Genomic DNA, 15,946 nt, shown 5'->3' with positions numbered 1-15,946 from the left:
TTCTTCAACTGGATCGGCACCATGTGGAAGGGGTCGCTCAGTTTCGAGACCCCGATGCTGTGGACGCTGGGCTTTTTGATCACCTTCACCTTCGGTGGTCTGACCGGTGTCATCCTGGCCTCGCCGCCGCTGGACTTCCACGTCTCGGACAGCTACTTCGTGGTGGCGCACTTCCACTACGTGGTCTTCGGCACCGTGGTGTTCGCGATGTTCGCCGGCTTCCACTTCTGGTGGCCGAAGTTCACCGGCAAGATGCTCGACGAACGCCTCGGAAAGATCACCTTCTGGACGCTGTTCGTCGGCTTCCACGGCACCTTCCTGGTCCAGCACTGGCTGGGTGTCGAGGGCATGCCGCGCCGCTACGCCGACTACCTGGCCGCGGACGGCTTCACCGCCCTGAACACGGTCTCGACGATCGCCTCGTTCCTGCTGGGCATGTCGATGCTGCCGTTCTTCTACAACATCTGGAAGACGGCCAAGTACGGCAAGCCGGTCGGCGTCGACGACCCCTGGGGCTACGGCCGCTCGCTGGAGTGGGCGACCTCCTGCCCGCCCCCGCGGCACAACTTCCTCACCCTGCCGAAGATCCGCAGTGAATCCCCGGCGTTCGACCTGCACCACCCCGAGATCGCCGCACTCGACGAACTCGAGAACGCCGGTCACGGTGAGAAGGCCCTCTCCGGCAGCAAGGAGGCCGGCAAGTGAAGATCCAGGGCAAGATGTTCATCTGGCTGAGCGTCTTCTTCCTCATCATGGCCGGGGTCTACGGCGTGTGGTCGAAGGAGCCGGTCGGCACCACCGCCCTCTTCCTGGCGTTCGGCCTGTCCATCATGATCGGCTTCTACCTGGGCTTCACGGCCCGGCGGGTCGACGTGGGCGCGCAGGACAACAAGGAGGCGGACGTCGCCGACGACGCCGGCGAGGTCGGGTTCTTCAGCCCGCACAGCTGGCAGCCGCTCTCCCTGGCCGTGGGCGGTGCCCTGGCCTTCATGGGTGTCGCGATCGGCTGGTGGCTGATGTACTTCTCGGCGCCGCTGCTCCTGATCGGCATCTGGGGCTGGGTCTTCGAGTACTACCGCGGTGAGAACCGCACCCAGTGACCACGGCGGCGAGGGGCCCGGACACTCCACCAGGAGGGTCCGGGCCCCTCGCCGTTCTCTCACCCGTTCGGGCCGTCCAGTGAGCCGAGGGCGGCGCGGGTTCCTAGCGTGAGGCCATGAGACGCACCAAGTCCCCTCGTGGCGCGGGCGCCGGGCGGAGCCGCGTCGCCGGCTGCACGCTGCTGGTGATCGCCCTCGGCGCGGGCGTCGCGGGCTGTTCCTCCGACGGCGACCCGCTGTCCGCCGAGCCCTACGACGCGGCGGACCGGATCTCCTTCAGCGGATCCGTCGAAGCGGGCGGGGAGGCCGACCCCGACAAGCCCCTGGAGGTCGTCGCCGAGGACTCCGACGGGCGCATCACGGACGTCACCGCCGTGGACGCCTCGGGACGCCACGTGGCGGGCGAACTGGCCGCCGACGGCAGCCGCTGGCACAGCACCTCCCCGCTGACCGCGGGCGCCCGGTACACGGTCCGGGTGAGCACCGAGGACGAGGACGGGGCGCCCGGCCGCAAGGTCCTCACCTTCACCACCGCCAAGCCCGCCACCACCCGGCGCCTGACCGTCGCCTTCGGCCCCGGGGCGGGCACGTACGGCGTCGGCCAGCCCCTCACCGCCGAGCTGAGCGCACCCGTCAAGGACCCGGCCCAGCGAGCCGTCGTGGAGCGCTCCCTGAAGGTCGAGTCCACCCCCGCCGTGTCCGGCGCCTGGCACTGGGTGGACGACAAGAAGCTGCACTACCGCCCCCGGGACTACTGGCCCGCCCACGCCACCATCGGCGTGCGCAGCGCCCTGGAGGGCGTCAAGGTCAACGACCGGCTGCGGGGCGGCAGGTCGGATCCCCTGACCATCCGCACCGGCGACCGGGTGATAGCCGTCACCGACGCCGCCGCGCACCGGCTGACGGTCTACAAGAACAACGAGGAGATCAAGCAGATCCCCGTCACCACCGGCAAGCCCGGCTTCGAGACCCGCAACGGCGTCAAGGTCGTACTCGCCAAGGAACGCTTCGTACGTATGCGCAGCACCACCGTCGGCATCGCCGAGGGCTCGGCGGAGTCGTACGACCTGGACGTCGAGTTCGCCACCCGGGTGACCTGGAGCGGCGAGTACGTGCACGCCGCCCCCTGGTCCGTCGGCTCCCAGGGCTACGACAACGTCAGCCACGGCTGCGTCGGCATGAGCACCGGCAACGCGGAGTGGTTCTTCGACACCGTCCGCCAGGGCGACATCGTCAAGGTCGAGAACTCGGCCGGCGACACGATGGAACCCTTCGGCAACGGCTACGGCGACTGGAACCTCGACTGGCCCACCTGGCAGGCGGGCAGCGCCCTGACCACCGACAAGGCCCGGAACCTCCGGGAGACAGCACGTCTCAGGCCGACGGCGGTGTAGCGCCCCGAAAGGGGCGCGGGGCCGTGGCCGATCTGCGGCTCCGCCGCGTGGGCGCGAACAACCCCCACCGGCCCGCGGCCGCCGAACAACGGACAGGTCCGAGCTCCTAGGCGCCCGCCAGAGACTTCTGCCGCAGCAGAGACGCCAACGCCGAGGCGAACTCCACCGGCTCCACCGGCAAGGTGACCGCGGCCTCGGCGCGACTCCACGTCGCCAGCCACGCATCCTGCGGCCGCCCGATCAACAGAAGCACCGGCGGACAGTTGAACACCTCGTCCTTGATCTGCCGGCACATCCCCATGCCCCCCATCGGCACGGCCTCACCGTCCAGCACGCACACATCGATGCCGCCCCGGTCCAGCTCGGCCAGCACGGCCGCCGGGGTCGCGCACTCCACGAACTCCACGACGGGCACGTCCGGCGCCGGCCGCCGCCCGGTGGCGAGCCGCACCTGCTCCCGGGTGTTGGCGTCGTCGCTGTAGACCAGCACCGTGGCGGTCGCCTGCATTGTTCCTCCACGCGTAAGAGAGAGGGCACGGCTCTGTCGGGAACTTCGGGTACCGATGGCGCGGATGCTACCCCCTCCGACCGCTTGTCAACACTGGTTCGGACACGCCTTCGAGGCGGCCCCGACACGGCCCCGACACGGCTCGCGGATGGGCCATCCGGGCAGTCCAGGAGGGCCGAACGCACCGAACGGCACCCCCGGGAGTGAGGGCGGGATAAGCGACCGACATAATGTCGGCGTGGCGACAGCAACGACAGTAGATACCGGGCACGCGCACCCGTCGGTCAACCGACCGAACCTCACCAGCGTCGGAACCATCATCTGGCTGAGTTCCGAGCTGATGTTCTTCGCGGCCCTCTTCGCGATGTACTTCACCCTGCGATCGGTGACCGGTCCGGAGTTCTGGTCGGAGAAGGCCGACACCCTGAACTTCCCGTTCTCGGCGACGAACACCACGATCCTGGTGCTCTCCTCCCTCACCTGCCAGCTCGGCGTGTTCGCCGCCGAGCGCGGTGACGTGAAGAAGCTCCGGATGTGGTTCATCGTCACCTTCATCATGGGCGCGATCTTCATCGGCGGTCAGGTCTTCGAGTACACCGAGCTGGTCAAGCACGAGGGCCTGTCCCTCTCCTCCGACGCATACGGCTCGGCGTTCTACCTGACCACCGGCTTCCACGGCCTGCACGTGACGGGCGGTCTCATCGCCTTCCTGCTGGTCCTGGGCCGGACCTACGCAGCCAAGAGGTTCACCCACGAGCAGGCGACCGCGGCCATCGTCGTGTCCTACTACTGGCACTTCGTCGATGTCGTCTGGATCGGCCTCTTCGCCACGATCTACATGATCAAGTAGCCGGGCCCACATCCGCGCGCGCCCCTTTCCGGGCGCACCAACCAGAAGCATCGACGCAGAAGATCCTGACACCGGGGTAATCCGTGAAAAAGCTCTCCGCACGACGACGCCATCCGCTGGCGGCGCTCGTCGTCCTACTCCTCGCGCTGGCATGCACCGGGGGGCTCTACGCCGTGTTCGCACCCGCGGACAAGGCGCAGGCCGACGAAACTGCCCAGTCCCTCACGATCGAGGAGGGCAAGAAGCTCTACGCGGTCGGCTGCGCCAGCTGCCACGGCACCGGCGGTCAGGGCACGTCCGACGGCCCGAGCCTGGTGGGCGTGGGCGCCGCCGCCGTCGACTTCCAGGTGAGCACCGGCCGCATGCCGGCCGCCACCTCGCAGATGGCGCAGGCCCCGGAAAAGCCGGCCGTCTACACGCAGGCCGAGATCGACCAGCTGGCGGCGTACATCGCCTCCCTGGGCGCCGGCCCGGCCGTCCCCACCGCCGAGCAGTACGGCCCCGAGGGCGCCGACATCGCCAAGGGCGGCGAACTGTTCCGCAACAACTGCGCGCAGTGCCACAACTTCACCGGCAAGGGCGGTGCGCTCACGCACGGCAAGTACGCCCCGAGCCTTGAGGACGTCGACCCCAAGCACATCTACGAGGCCATGCTCACCGGCCCGCAGAACATGCCCTCCTTCCCCGACAGCACGCTGTCGGAGCAGAACAAGAAGGACATCATCGCGTACCTGGGCGAGGTCAACACCGACGAGTCCGAGAGCCCGGGCGGCATGTCGCTGGGCGGGCTGGGCCCGGTCAGTGAGGGCCTGTTCGGCTGGATCTTCGGTCTCGGCGGACTGATCGCCGTCGCCGTGTGGGTCGCCGCTCGGACCGCAAAGGCCAAGAAGTCATGAGTAGCCAAGACATCCCCGAAGAGAACCTGCCCGCAGCGCAGGACACCACCCACGGCGCGGTGAAGGTCGCGGACGAGAAGAACCCGTTCGCCGACCCGGGCCTGCCGCCCCACGAGCACCGGATCCAGGACATCGACGAGCGGGCCGCCAAGCGGTCCGAGCGCGCGGTCGCCCTGATGTTCACGCTGTCGATGCTGGCCACCATCGGCTTCATCGCCTCGTTCGTGGCGATCCCGGTCGAGAAGATCGTCTACATCTTCCCGCTGGGACACATCAGTGCCCTGAACTTCGCGCTCGGCGTGACGCTCGGCATCGCCCTGTTCGCCATCGGCGCGGGCGCGGTCCACTGGGCCCGCACCCTGATGTCCGACGAGGAGCTGGCCGACGAGCGGCACCCGATCGAGGCCTCGCCCGAGGTCAAGGCGAAGGTCATGGACGACTTCCGCCAGGGTGCCAAGGAGTCGGCGCTCGGCCGGCGCAAGCTGATCCGCAACACGATGTTCGGCGCCCTCGCCCTGTTCCCGCTCTCCGGCGTCGTGCTGCTGCGCGAGCTCGGGCCGCTGCCCGAGACCAAGCTGCGCCACACCCTGTGGGGCAAGGGCAAGCTGCTCGTCAACATGAACACCAACGAGCCGCTGCGGCCGTCCGACCTCATCGTGGGCTCGCTGACCTTCGCCAAGCCCGAGGGCCTGGAGGAGCACGACCACGGCTTCCAGAACGAGATCGCCAAGGCTGCCCTGATGCTGGTCCGCATCCAGCCGGACGACATCAAGGACAAGCAGTCGCTCGAGTGGTCGCACGAGGGCATCCTCGCGTACTCGAAGATCTGCACCCACGTCGGTTGCCCGATCTCCCTGTACGAGCAGCAGACGCACCACGCGCTGTGCCCCTGCCACCAGTCCACCTTCGACCTTTCCGACGGTGCCAAGGTCATCTTCGGCCCCGCCGGTCACCCGCTGCCGCAGCTGCGCATCGGCGTGAACGACGAGGGCTACCTCGAAGCGCTCGGCGACTTCGCAGAGCCCGTCGGTCCTGCCTTCTGGGAGCGCGGATGAGTACTACGACGACCCCCGAGTCCCGCTCGCGCGGGAAGGCACCGGCCGGCGAGCGCGTCGCCGACTGGGCCGACGGCCGGCTGGGGATCTACTCCCTGGCCAAGGCCAACATGCGCAAGATCTTCCCGGACCACTGGTCCTTCATGCTGGGCGAGATCTGCCTCTACAGCTTCCTCATCATCATCCTCACGGGTGTGTACCTGACGCTGTTCTTCCACCCGTCGATGAACGAGGTGGAGTACCACGGCAGTTACGTCCCGCTGCAGGGACAGCTGATGAGTGAGGCCTACAAGTCGACGCTGGACATCAGCTTCGACGTCCGTGGCGGTCTGCTGATCCGGCAGATCCACCACTGGGCCGCGGTCATCTTCCTGGCCGGCATGTTCGTGCACATGATGCGCGTCTTCTTCACCGGCGCGTTCCGCAAGCCGCGTGAGATCAACTGGCTGTTCGGCTTCCTGCTGTTCGTCCTCGGCATGTTCACCGGTTTCACCGGTTACTCGCTGCCGGACGACCTGCTCTCCGGAACCGGTGTCCGCTTCACCCAGGGCGCGATCCTGTCCGTGCCGATCGTCGGCACGTACATCTCGATGTTCCTGTTCGGCGGGGAGTTCCCCGGCACCGACTTCGTCGCGCGGTTCTACTCGATCCACATCCTGCTGCTGCCGGGCATCATGCTCGGCCTGGTGGTCGCCCACCTGATCCTGGTCTTCTACCACAAGCACACGCAGTTCGCGGGTGCCGGACGGACCAACAAGAACGTCGTGGGCATGCCGCTGCTGCCGGTCTACATGGCCAAGGCGGGAGGCTTCTTCTTCCTGGTCTTCGGCTTCACCGCCCTGATCGCCGGCATCGCGTCCATCAACCCGATCTGGGCCCTGGGCCCGTACCGTCCGGACATGGTCTCCACGGGCGCCCAGCCCGACTGGTACATGGGCTTCGCCGAGGGCCTGGTCCGCGCCATGCCCGGCTGGGAGATCAACCTCTGGGGCCACACCCTGGTCCTGGGCGTCTTCGTCCCGCTGGTGATCTTCGGTATCTTCCTGGCGGTCATCGCGCTCTACCCGTTCATCGAGTCCTGGATCACCGGGGACAAGCGCGAGCACCACATCCTGGACCGGCCGCGCAACGCCCCGACCCGTACGGCCTTCGGCGTCGCCTGGGTCACGGCGTACATGATCATGTTGATCGGTGGTGGCAACGACATCTTCGCCACGCACTTCAACCTCTCGATCAACGCGGTCACCTGGTTCGTCCGCATCGGCTTCTTCGCGGGACCGGTCGTCGCGTTCGTCGTCACCAAGCGGATCTGCCTCGGCCTGCAGCGCCGGGACAAGGACAAGGTGCTGCACGGCCGCGAGTCGGGCATCATCAAGCGCCTGCCGCACGGTGAGTTCATCGAGGTGCACGAGCCGCTCAGCCAGGAGCAGATGTACACCCTCACCGCGCACGAGCAGTACAAGCCGGCCGAGATCGGCCCGGAGGTCGACGAGAACGGCGTCCGGCGCAAGGTGAAGGCGACCGAGAAGCTGCGCGCCAAGCTGAGCAAGGGCTACTACGGCGAGGACGCCCAGATCCCGAAGCCGACCGTCGAGGAGTACAAGGAGATCACGAGCGGCCACGGCCACCACTGATCACCTTCAGCGCCTCACCCCAGTCGCCACACGACGGCGAAGGGCCCCCGTCCGTTCTGCGGACGGGGGCCCTTCGCCGTCCCCGGACCTGGATAGGGTGGACACCACCGGGACCCTGCCCGGTCCTCGGACTCTTCTACGACCATCAGGAGCGGCCATGAGCGCTGTGACCCCCGCTGGAGGCGACACCGCGGCGGGCCGTTCCTGGCCCGCCCTGCTGAACGGACTGCTGGACGGCCGGGACCTGACCGCCGAGGACACCGCCTGGGCGATGGACCTGATCATGCGCGGCGAGGCGACCGACGTGCAGATCGCCGGGTTCGCGGTGTCCCTGCGGGCCAAGGGCGAGACCGTCGAGGAGATCACCGGCTGCGTACGGGCGCTGTACGACCACGCCCATGTGATCGAGGTGCCGGGCGAGACGGTCGACATCGTCGGCACCGGCGGCGACGGCGCCAAGACGGTGAACATCTCCACGATGTCCTCGATCGTGGTGGCCGGCACCGGCGCGAAGGTCGTCAAGCACGGCAACCGGGCCGCGTCCTCCGCGTCCGGCGCCTCCGACGTCCTGGAGAAGCTCGGCGTCAATCTGGAGCTGACGCCGAAGCGGGTGGCCGAGGTCGCCGAGGAGGCCGGGATCACCTTCTGCTTCGCGGTGAAGTTCCACCCGGCGCTGCGCCACGTGGCCGCCGCGCGGGGCCAGCTCGGCGTCCGCACGGTGTTCAACTTCCTCGGCCCGCTGGCCAACCCGGCACGGGTCAAGGCACAGGCCGTCGGGGTCGCCGACCCGCGGATGGCGCCCATCATGGCCGGGGTGTTCGCCGAGCGCGGCCACTCCTCGCTGGTGTTCCGCGGCGACGACGGACTCGACGAGCTGACGACCACCGCCACCTCCCGGGTGTGGGTGGTGCGCGACGGCAAGGTCACCGAGGAGGCCTTCGACCCGCGTGACGTCGGCATCGAGCTGGTGCCCGTGGAGGCGCTGCGCGGTGCCGACGCCTCCTACAACGCCGAGGTCGCCCGCCGGCTCCTCGACGGCGAACCGGGCCCCGTACGGGACGCGGTGCTGCTGAACTCGGCGGCGGCACTGGTGGCCCTGGAGCCGGGCGGCGGCACCCTGACGGAACAGCTCCGCGCCGGAATGGCGAAGGCGGCCGAGGCGATCGACTCGGGAGCCGCCAAGCGGGTCCTGGAACGCTGGGTGACCGTCAGCAACGCGTAAGGCCTGCCCGGCGGGGGTGCCGGAGAGGCGGGGGCCGGTGCGCGCGTCCGCACCGCCTCGCGGCTGCGGACTCCCTCACACTCGGCTTCCCCCCCGGCTTCGTTCGAGTGGGGGTTCCCCTGCACGGGGAACCCCCGTCACCCCCGCTCACCGGGGCCGCGAGGCACCGTCGGTTTCCTCCAGCCCGGTCCGCCGGGCGGGCCCCGCCGCCCGGCGGTGGGATGTCCCGCGATCCGGACATGGGTTGCGGGGCGTCGATCATTTCGCGTACTTTTCCGTTCAGGTCATGAGTGACAGCCATCAGGCCCCGGCCGGCTGTCCGGCAACCCTCCGTCCGTGGCGGGGTGCCCCGGGTGAAGACCAGGCCGTGAGCAGCAAGGCTCACGGCAAGCGCGGACCCCTCGCACACCAGGGGTCCTGGTCGTCGAGGAGTCTTCCGTGAGCAAGCGAATGCGCTAGGGCCGCCGAGCCCCGCCTCCGCGCACCCCTTTTCCCTTCCTTCCGCGCTTGAGCGATGTGCGCTCGCGCGGGGATTCCGCCTGCCTCACCGGGAGTTGTGTCATGTCCGTCCCCACCGTCGCCGCCGACCGGTCCGTCCGCGCCCCGCTGCCCGTCCTCGGCCGGGACGTCACCGTTCCCCTCGTCACCGGGGGCGAGGTCACCTACGCCGCCCTCGACTACGCCGCCAGCGCCCCCGCCCTCCAGCGGGTCTGGGACGACGTGGCCGCCTACGCGCCGTACTACGGCAGCGTCCACCGGGGCGCCGGATACCTCTCCCAGCTCTCCACCGACCTGTTCGAGAACGCCCGCCGGACCGTCGCCGAGTTCCTCGACTGCCGTACCGGGGACCAGGTGGTGTTCACCCGGTCCACCACCGACTCCCTCAACCTGCTCGCCGCCGCGCTCCCCGACGGCTGCGAGGTCTTCGTCTTCGAGACCGAGCACCACGCCTCCCTGCTGCCCTGGCGCGACGCGCGCGTCACCTACCTGGACGCCCCGCGCAGCCCCCGCCAGGCGGTGGAGAACCTGGAGCGCGCCCTCGCCGACCGCGACCCTTACGGCCCCGCCCTGGTCTGTGTCACCGGCGCCTCCAACGTCACCGGCGAGCTGTGGCCCGTACGGGAACTGGCCGCCGCCGCGCACGCGCACGGCGCGCGGATCGTGCTGGACGCCGCCCAGCTCGCCCCGCACCACGCCGTCTCGGTGACCGACCTGGACGTCGACTGGGTCGCCTTCTCCGGGCACAAGCTGTACGCCCCCTTCGGCTCCGGTGTGCTGGCCGGCCGCGTCGACTGGCTCCGGGAGGCCGAGCCCTACCTCGCGGGCGGCGGCGCCAGCCGCAAGGTCACCCGGCGCGGGGACGGGGGAGTGGACGTGGAGTGGCACGAGGGCGCCGCCCGCCACGAGGCCGGCTCGCCCAACGTCATCGGCGCCTACGCCGTCGCGTCCGCCTGCAAGGCGCTCACCGAGGCCGGGTTCGAGGCGCTGGCCGCGCGTGAGGAGCGGCTGGTCCGGGAGGTGCGCGAAGGACTCGCGGACGTGCCCGAGGTGCGGTTCCTGTCCCTGTTCGGGGACGACGCCCCGCGCGTCGGTGTGCTCTCCTTCGTCGTGGAGGGCTGGAACAGCTCCCACTTCGCCGCGGCGCTGTCCGCGGAGTACGGCATCGGTGTGCGGGACGGGTTGTTCTGCGCGCATCCGCTGGTGCGTACGCTGCTCGGTGGTGATGCGCGGGCGCAGGGGGAGTGCGGGGCGCCTGAGGCGGGGCCCGGTGAGAAGTCGCTCAACGCGATTCGGGTCAGCTTCGGGGCGGGGACGCCCGATGAGCACGTGGAGCGGTTCGTGCGGGCGGTGCGGGAGCTCGTGCGGGACGGGGCTCGCTGGAACTACCGGACGGTGGACGGCCGCTGCGTACCGGACACCTCCGGCCGGGAGTGATTTCTTTCGCCCCCGCCGCCCCTTCCCGTCCCGACCTGGGGCTCCGCCCCAGACCCCGCTCCTCAAACGCCGGAGGGGCTAAATGTCAGCCCCTCCGGCGTTTGAGGAGCAGGGGTCCGGGGGCAGCGCCCCCGGGATGGGACGGGTAAGGGCGGCGGGGGCGGAAAAACTAGGTGGTCGCCGGCAACCGGGCGCCCAGCACGATCATGCGCAGGGCGCGCTCCGTGGCGTCGGTGAGGAGCTCCGCGCCGCGCACCAGCGCCTCCGCCAGAGCCATCGGCGCGGGCAGGATGCCATGACAGGCATCCACCCCCGGCACCTCCCCCGCCCCCTCCCCGAGCGTCCCCGCCAGCGCCAGCACCGGCCGCCCCGACAGCTTGGCGCGCCGTGCCACCTCCGCCGGCACCTTCCCGCGCGGCGTCTGGTGGTCCAGCGCCCCCTCCGCGGTGACGACCAGATCGGCGCGGGCCAGCCGGGCGTCCAGGTCGAGGTGGTCCAGCAGGACGTGGAAGCGCGGCAGGAGGGCCCCGCCCAGGGCGGCGAGCCCGGCGCCGAGCCCGCCGGAGGCGCCCGTACCGCGCCCGAGGCGCAGATCGGTGCCGGTGACGGCGAGATCGCGGGTCAGCACCCGTGCCCAGTTCTCCAGCGCCGCCGACAACTCCTCCACCTGCTCCGGAGTCGCCCCCTTCTGCGGACCGAACACCCGGGCCACACCCCGCTCCCCGCACAGCACGTTGAAGGGGTTGCAGGCGACGAGGAGTTCCACACCGGCGAGGCGGGGATCGAGCCCGGTCGGGTCGATACGGGCCAGGCGCGTCAGCTCACGGCCGCCGGCCGCCAGTTCGCACCCGTCCGCGTCCAGCAGTCGCGCGCCGAGCGCCTGGAGCGCGCCCGCGCCGCCGTCGGAGGTGCCCGAGTCGCCGCAGCCCACCAGGATGCGCCGTACGCCCTGGTCGAGGGCGGCGCGGATCAGTTCCCCGACGCCGTACGTGGTGGTGGCGCCCGGGTCGCGCCGGGTGCGGGGGACCAGGGAGAGGCCGGCGACCGCCGCCATCTCCACCACCGCCGTGTCCCCGGAGCCGAGCAGCGCGAAGTGGGTGCCGACCGGTTCGCCCACCGGGCCGGTGGCGGCCAGCGCGACCAGCCGGCCGCCGGTCGCCGAGGCCAGCGCCGAGGCCGTTCCCTCACCGCCGTCCACCAGCGGGATCCGGTCGATCTCGGCGTCCGGCAGCACCCGGCGGACACCCGCCGCGATGGCGTCGGCGGCTGCCTGGGCGGACAGCGACTCCTTGAAGCCGCTGGGGGCTACGACGACACGGTTCAGCATGAGGGGAACTCCTTAGCGGGTCACGGGGACGCCGAGCAGCGGCCACACCGCGACGGCGAACAGCAGGACCAGGGCGGCGGTGAGCGGGGCCAGCACGGCGGACAGCCGCAGCAGGTCGCGCGGGGTGTAGGTGGGGGTGCCGGGGATGTCCGCGAAGAGCGTGACCGGTTTCGCGGAGGCCGGGAGCGTGTGGCAGAAGCCGGCGGCGGCGGTGGAGGCGAGCGCCGCGGCGACCGGGTTCACCCCGGCGCCCACGGCCGCCGCGACCACCAGCGGGACCAGCACGGAGGAGCGGGCGGAGCGGGACTGGAGTATCAGGTGGGCGGCCGTGCTGACCGCGATGACGACCGCCAGGAACATCACCGGCGTGATCCCCGCCGGCAAGCCGCCGACCAGCCACTTCGCCGCGCCCGACTCGGCGAGCGCCACGCCCATCGCCATCGTCGCCGCCATGAACAGCAGCAGCGACCAGGGCACCGTCTTCAGCGCGTCCTTCAGCCGTACGGTGCCGAGCGCCGGCGAGGCGGCGACGACCGCGCCGATCAGCGCGACCATGGCCGGCGACACCCGGTGCAGCGGCTCGCTGCACCACAGGGCGACGACCGTGGCCAGCAGCAGGGCGCAGCGCTTCTCGGCCTGGGTCCAGGGGCCGGTGACCGGGCGGTCGCTGTGCCGCTGGATCTCCTCGGCGGTGATGTGCACGCCGCCCTCGCGGTCCGCGCGCCGGGTGGTGGTCAACAGGACGGCCTCGGCGGCGAGATGGGAGGAGGCCACGGCCAGCGGCAGCCCCAGCAGCAGCCACTCGGTGAAGCCGACCCGTTCCCCGGCGGCCTCCCACAGCACCGACACGGTGATCAGATGCGCGCCCGCACCGATCAGGGTCGCCACCGCCGACAGGAGGATGACGGTCGGGAACAGCAGCGCCAGCATCACGACCAGTCGTTTCCGGTCGGCGAGCGCCTTGGCGAGGGCGAGGAAGACCGGCAGGGCGAGCGCCGCCCGGCCGGAGGTGGCGGGCACCGCGAACGCCGTGACGACCAGCGCGGCCGTCGTCAGATGCGTCAACTGCCGTACCGTACGGGCCCCGCCGACCAGGAAGGCCGCCGCCCGTCCCGCGAGCCCGGTCCGGCTCACCGCGGCGGCCAGCACGAACGCGCAGATCAGCAGCCACACCGTCGAGTCGCCCAGGGTGCCGAACAGGGTGTCGCTGCTGATCACCCCGGTCACCGTCAGCGCGAGTCCGGCGCCCAGCGCGATGTACGTGTCGTCGATCGGCGTACCGACCCACGCGCAGGTCGCCAGCGCGAACACGGCGAGGGTGAGGCGCGCGTCCCCGCCGAGACCGGGGAAGTTGCCGGGGACCGCGAGCAGCGCGCACAGCGACAGCGCCACGCACAGGGCCGCGGTCAAGCGGGGATTCAGTGTCACGTCATCGACGATTCACCCGGGCGGTGAGCCGCCGATGAGCCGGAGATGAAAGGAACTTCACCCGGCGGGCCCGCCCCGCCGCGGGGCCGTCACGCGGGGAGGCGGTAGCCCATCCCGCGGACCGTCTCCACCTTCTCCGCGCCGAGCTTCTTGCGCAGCGCCCGCACGTAGACGTCCACGATGTTGGAGCCCGGGTCGAAGTCGTAGCCCCACACGTGGGAGAGGATCTGCTCGCGGGAGAGTACCTGCCCGGGGTGGCGCAGGAACAGTTCCAGCAGGACGAACTCACGCGCCGTCAGATCGACGGTGCGTTCCCCGGCGCGGGCGCGGCGGGTGCGCAGATCGAGGCTGAGCGAACCGGACCTGAGCACCGTCACCTCCGGCGCGCGGGCCGCCGTACGCAGCCGCAGCCGTACCCGGGCGAGCAGTTCCTCGAAACGGAACGGCTTGGTCATCCAGTCGTCGGCGCCACCCTCCAGACCGGCCACCGTGTCCCGCACCGAGTCCCGCGCGGTCAGCACGATCACCGGGGTCGTCACCCGGGACTCGCGCAGCTCGCGCAGCACGGTGAAGCCGTCCCGGCCGGGCAGCCCGATGTCCAGGACGACCAGGTCGAAACCGCCGGTCAGGGCGTACTCGTAGCCGGCCTCGCCGTCGGGGACGACGGTGGTGGTGAAGCCGTTGGCGCGCAGGCCCTTCTCCACGAAGGAGGCGATGCGGTCCTCGTCCTCGACGATCAGAATGCGGTTCACGTCCGTGTGTCTCCCAGGGTGAGTACGAAGGTGGCGCCGCCGCCCTCGGTGTCGTGCAGGCGGACCCGGCCGCCGTGGCCCTCGGCGATCGCCTTGACGATCGACAGGCCGAGCCCGGCGCCCGAACCGCGCGCCCCGCGCCGGGAGGTGCCGCGCCGGAAGCGTTCGAAGATCAGCTCCCGGTCCTGCGGCCGGACACCGGGGCCGGAGTCGGCGACGTACAGCTCGATCCGGGAACCCCGCGCGCGGGAGCCGATGCGGATGGTCTGGCCGGTGGTGGTGTGCTGCACCGCGTTCTGCGCGAGCTGCACCATCGCCTGGGTGATCCGCTGGGGATCCAGCTCCGCCTCCCGGTCGGCTATGTCCGTGAGCTGCCAGTCGCGTTCGCCCAGGGCGCGGGCCTTGACGTAGACGTCGGCGGTGAGTTCGGCGAGCTGGACCGGCTCCGGGGTGACGAAGTCGGGGCGTTCGGCCTTGGCGAGCAGCAGCAGGTCCTCCACGATGCGGCTCATCCGGTCGAGTTCGTCGGTGACGAGCCGGACGGTCTCCTCGCGCTCGGCCGGATCGTCGCCCATCAGCTCCAGGTGGCCGCGCACGATGGTGATCGGGGTGCGCAGTTCGTGGCCGGCGTCGTCGACGAACTGGCGCTGGACGGCGAAGGCCCGCTCCAGCCGGTCGAGCATCGCGTTGAACGTCTCGGCGAGGGCCGCGATGTCGTCGTGGCCGCGCACCGGGATGCGGCGGGTGAGGTCCTGCTCGGTGAGCTGCGCGGCGGCGGTGCGCACCAGCCGTACGGGCTGCAGGATCCGCCCGGCGACCGCCCAGCCGATGCCGGTGGTCAGCAGCAGGGCGACCCCGGAGATGGCGAGCAGCACCCGGAACACCTCGTCCACCCGCGCCACTTCGCGTTCGGGGTGGAAGGCGACGACGAACGCCGCCTCGGGCGCGCCGCCGCCGTGCCGGGCCACGGACACCTTGGCCCAGCGGATCTCGCCCTCGGGCCGGTGCAGCACGCCGGAGGCGTCGGGCGAGTCGAAGATGCGGCGCCGGGCGTCGCCGTCCCGGTGCAGGGGCAGGGCGACGGGCAGGTCGCGCGGCTGGGTGAGTTTCGCCGGGTCGCCGCTCTTCCGGGCCACCAGGCCGATCAGTTCCTCGTCCGGGTCGGCGTACTGCCGTTCCAGGAAGACCCGCAGCAGCCGGTCCGGGTCGGTGAAGGACCGGCCCGTCTCCGGATCGAAGCCGCGCTCCTCGAAGTTGGCGAACTCGCCGGCCTCCTGGGCGAGCAGCCCGTTGATCCGGTGGTCGACGTCCCGCAGCAGGAAGGAGCGGGTGGTCATGGCGACCGAGCCGAGCGCGACCGCCATGACGAACAGCAGCCACAGCAGGATGCGGACCCGGGCGGAGATCCGCCGGAGAGGGGCGTCAGCCGTCGTCGCCGGGTCCGTCGTCCCCGCCGGGGCCGTCGCCCGGGGAGTCCTGGTCTCGGTCGTCGTCATCGTCATCACCCGCTGGACTGTCGGTCACCGGAGGCCGGGAGACGACCTCGTCGCTCGGCGTCGGCTCGGGCCGCGCGGACGGGGCCGTGGACGTCGGAGTGGGTGAACCGCTGTCCAGTTCGACCTGGGGCGGCACCTTGGGCGGTTCGGGACTGTCGGCGAGCGCGAAGCTGGTCGCGGCGACGCCCAGCGGAATCAGCACGACGGCGGCGAGCGCCGCCATCCGGCGAGTGAAGACCATGCCCCGATCCTGCGCACCGCACCGGAGCCCTCGGATGAGCGCCGGATGAAGAACTCTTCATCCACTGAATCCAGCCCCTCCGAATCCAGCCCCTCCGGCGTTTGAGGA

General features: G+C 70.8%; 15 protein-coding genes and 1 riboswitch. Of the genes, 9 read left to right on the top strand and 6 right to left on the bottom strand.

Going from position 1 to position 15,946, the window contains the following annotated elements:
• The 3 genes from ACZ62B_RS31355 to ACZ62B_RS31345 form a co-directional block, all read left to right on the top strand.
• Positions 1-705: cytochrome c oxidase subunit I (locus tag ACZ62B_RS31355; RefSeq protein WP_468884944.1), on the top strand; the 705-nt coding region annotated here is incomplete at its 5' end.
• On the top strand, positions 702-1,100 hold the full coding sequence (locus ACZ62B_RS31350) for a cytochrome c oxidase subunit 4 (RefSeq protein WP_217136690.1): 399 nt from the start codon (positions 702-704) through the stop codon (positions 1,098-1,100). The genes ACZ62B_RS31355 and ACZ62B_RS31350, both read left to right, overlap by 4 nt.
• Positions 1,101-1,216: 116 nt before the next feature.
• Positions 1,217-2,494, top strand: a complete 1,278-nt coding sequence (locus ACZ62B_RS31345; RefSeq protein WP_469692953.1) for a L,D-transpeptidase — start codon at positions 1,217-1,219, stop codon at positions 2,492-2,494.
• Positions 2,495-2,600: 106 nt separating this feature from the next.
• Here ACZ62B_RS31345 and ACZ62B_RS31340 read toward each other — a convergent pair whose 3' ends face one another.
• Positions 2,601-3,002 (bottom strand): response regulator, encoded by a 402-nt coding sequence (locus tag ACZ62B_RS31340; protein WP_344556084.1) that lies wholly within the window; start codon positions 3,000-3,002, stop codon positions 2,601-2,603.
• Positions 3,003-3,240: 238 nt separating this feature from the next.
• Here ACZ62B_RS31340 and ctaE point away from each other — a divergent pair, with 238 nt between their 5' ends.
• From ctaE to ACZ62B_RS31310, 6 genes are all read left to right on the top strand, one after another.
• A complete protein-coding gene (ctaE, locus tag ACZ62B_RS31335; protein WP_344556082.1) occupies positions 3,241-3,852 on the top strand; it encodes an aa3-type cytochrome oxidase subunit III in 612 nt (203 codons plus the stop codon).
• Between the two features lie 83 nt (positions 3,853-3,935).
• Positions 3,936-4,748, top strand: a complete 813-nt coding sequence (gene qcrC, locus ACZ62B_RS31330) for a cytochrome bc1 complex diheme cytochrome c subunit (RefSeq protein ID WP_344556080.1) — start codon at positions 3,936-3,938, stop codon at positions 4,746-4,748.
• Entirely contained in the window at positions 4,745-5,803 is a 1,059-nt protein-coding gene (gene qcrA, locus ACZ62B_RS31325) for a cytochrome bc1 complex Rieske iron-sulfur subunit (protein WP_073936631.1), read from the top strand. Before qcrC ends, qcrA begins: the two co-directional genes overlap by 4 nt.
• On the top strand, positions 5,800-7,437 hold the full coding sequence (gene qcrB, locus ACZ62B_RS31320) for a cytochrome bc1 complex cytochrome b subunit (protein WP_344556077.1): 1,638 nt from the start codon (positions 5,800-5,802) through the stop codon (positions 7,435-7,437). The genes qcrA and qcrB overlap by 4 nt, the downstream gene beginning before the upstream one ends.
• A gap of 157 nt (positions 7,438-7,594) precedes the next feature.
• Positions 7,595-8,659 carry an anthranilate phosphoribosyltransferase gene (gene trpD / locus ACZ62B_RS31315; RefSeq protein ID WP_344556075.1) on the top strand — a complete coding sequence of 355 codons (1,065 nt, stop codon included), beginning with the start codon at positions 7,595-7,597 and terminating at the stop codon, positions 8,657-8,659.
• 282 nt (positions 8,660-8,941) lie between these two features.
• Positions 8,942-9,058: riboswitch (SAM riboswitch) on the top strand.
• A gap of 162 nt (positions 9,059-9,220) precedes the next feature.
• A complete protein-coding gene (locus tag ACZ62B_RS31310; protein WP_469692951.1) occupies positions 9,221-10,594 on the top strand; it encodes an aminotransferase class V-fold PLP-dependent enzyme in 1,374 nt (457 codons plus the stop codon).
• Positions 10,595-10,763: 169 nt separating this feature from the next.
• Here ACZ62B_RS31310 and ACZ62B_RS31305 read toward each other — a convergent pair whose 3' ends face one another.
• The 5 genes from ACZ62B_RS31305 to ACZ62B_RS31285 all read right to left on the bottom strand — a co-directional run bounded on the left by ACZ62B_RS31305 (position 10,764) and on the right by ACZ62B_RS31285 (position 15,838).
• On the bottom strand, positions 10,764-11,921 hold the full coding sequence (locus tag ACZ62B_RS31305) for a glycerate kinase (protein WP_344556072.1): 1,158 nt from the start codon (positions 11,919-11,921) through the stop codon (positions 10,764-10,766).
• A gap of 12 nt (positions 11,922-11,933) precedes the next feature.
• Entirely contained in the window at positions 11,934-13,349 is a 1,416-nt protein-coding gene (locus tag ACZ62B_RS31300) for an SLC13 family permease (protein ID WP_344556070.1), read from the bottom strand.
• 89 nt (positions 13,350-13,438) lie between these two features.
• A complete protein-coding gene (locus ACZ62B_RS31295) occupies positions 13,439-14,101 on the bottom strand; it encodes a response regulator transcription factor (protein ID WP_344556068.1) in 663 nt (220 codons plus the stop codon).
• Positions 14,098-15,597 (bottom strand): sensor histidine kinase, encoded by a 1,500-nt coding sequence (locus ACZ62B_RS31290; protein WP_468722879.1) that lies wholly within the window; start codon positions 15,595-15,597, stop codon positions 14,098-14,100. Before ACZ62B_RS31290 ends, ACZ62B_RS31295 begins: the two co-directional genes overlap by 4 nt.
• Positions 15,524-15,838, bottom strand: coding sequence for a small secreted hydrophilic protein (locus tag ACZ62B_RS31285; protein WP_344556064.1), 315 nt, complete (start codon positions 15,836-15,838; stop codon positions 15,524-15,526). Before ACZ62B_RS31285 ends, ACZ62B_RS31290 begins: the two co-directional genes overlap by 74 nt.
• Positions 15,839-15,946: the final 108 nt, after the last annotated feature.

It is taken from the genome of Streptomyces sp. NPDC053426, from assembly GCF_055585405.1.
This window is presented reverse-complemented; position numbering and strand designations above follow the sequence as displayed.

Bases quoted from the DNA above. Each gene is read 5' to 3' on its own strand.
- ACZ62B_RS31345 (WP_469692953.1), top strand. From the start codon at position 1,217: ATGAGACGCACCAAGTCCCCTCGTGGCGCGGGCGCCGGGCGGAGCCGC.
- ACZ62B_RS31340 (WP_344556084.1), bottom strand. From the start codon at position 3,002: ATGCAGGCGACCGCCACGGTGCTGGTCTACAGCGACGACGCCAACACC.
- qcrA (WP_073936631.1), top strand. From the start codon at position 4,745: ATGAGTAGCCAAGACATCCCCGAAGAGAACCTGCCCGCAGCGCAGGAC.
- qcrB (WP_344556077.1), top strand. From the start codon at position 5,800: ATGAGTACTACGACGACCCCCGAGTCCCGCTCGCGCGGGAAGGCACCG.
- trpD (WP_344556075.1), top strand. From the start codon at position 7,595: ATGAGCGCTGTGACCCCCGCTGGAGGCGACACCGCGGCGGGCCGTTCC.
- ACZ62B_RS31310 (WP_469692951.1), top strand. From the start codon at position 9,221: ATGTCCGTCCCCACCGTCGCCGCCGACCGGTCCGTCCGCGCCCCGCTG.
- ACZ62B_RS31305 (WP_344556072.1), bottom strand. From the start codon at position 11,921: ATGCTGAACCGTGTCGTCGTAGCCCCCAGCGGCTTCAAGGAGTCGCTG.
- ACZ62B_RS31290 (WP_468722879.1), bottom strand. From the start codon at position 15,597: ATGACGACGACCGAGACCAGGACTCCCCGGGCGACGGCCCCGGCGGGG.
- ACZ62B_RS31285 (WP_344556064.1), bottom strand. From the start codon at position 15,838: ATGGTCTTCACTCGCCGGATGGCGGCGCTCGCCGCCGTCGTGCTGATT.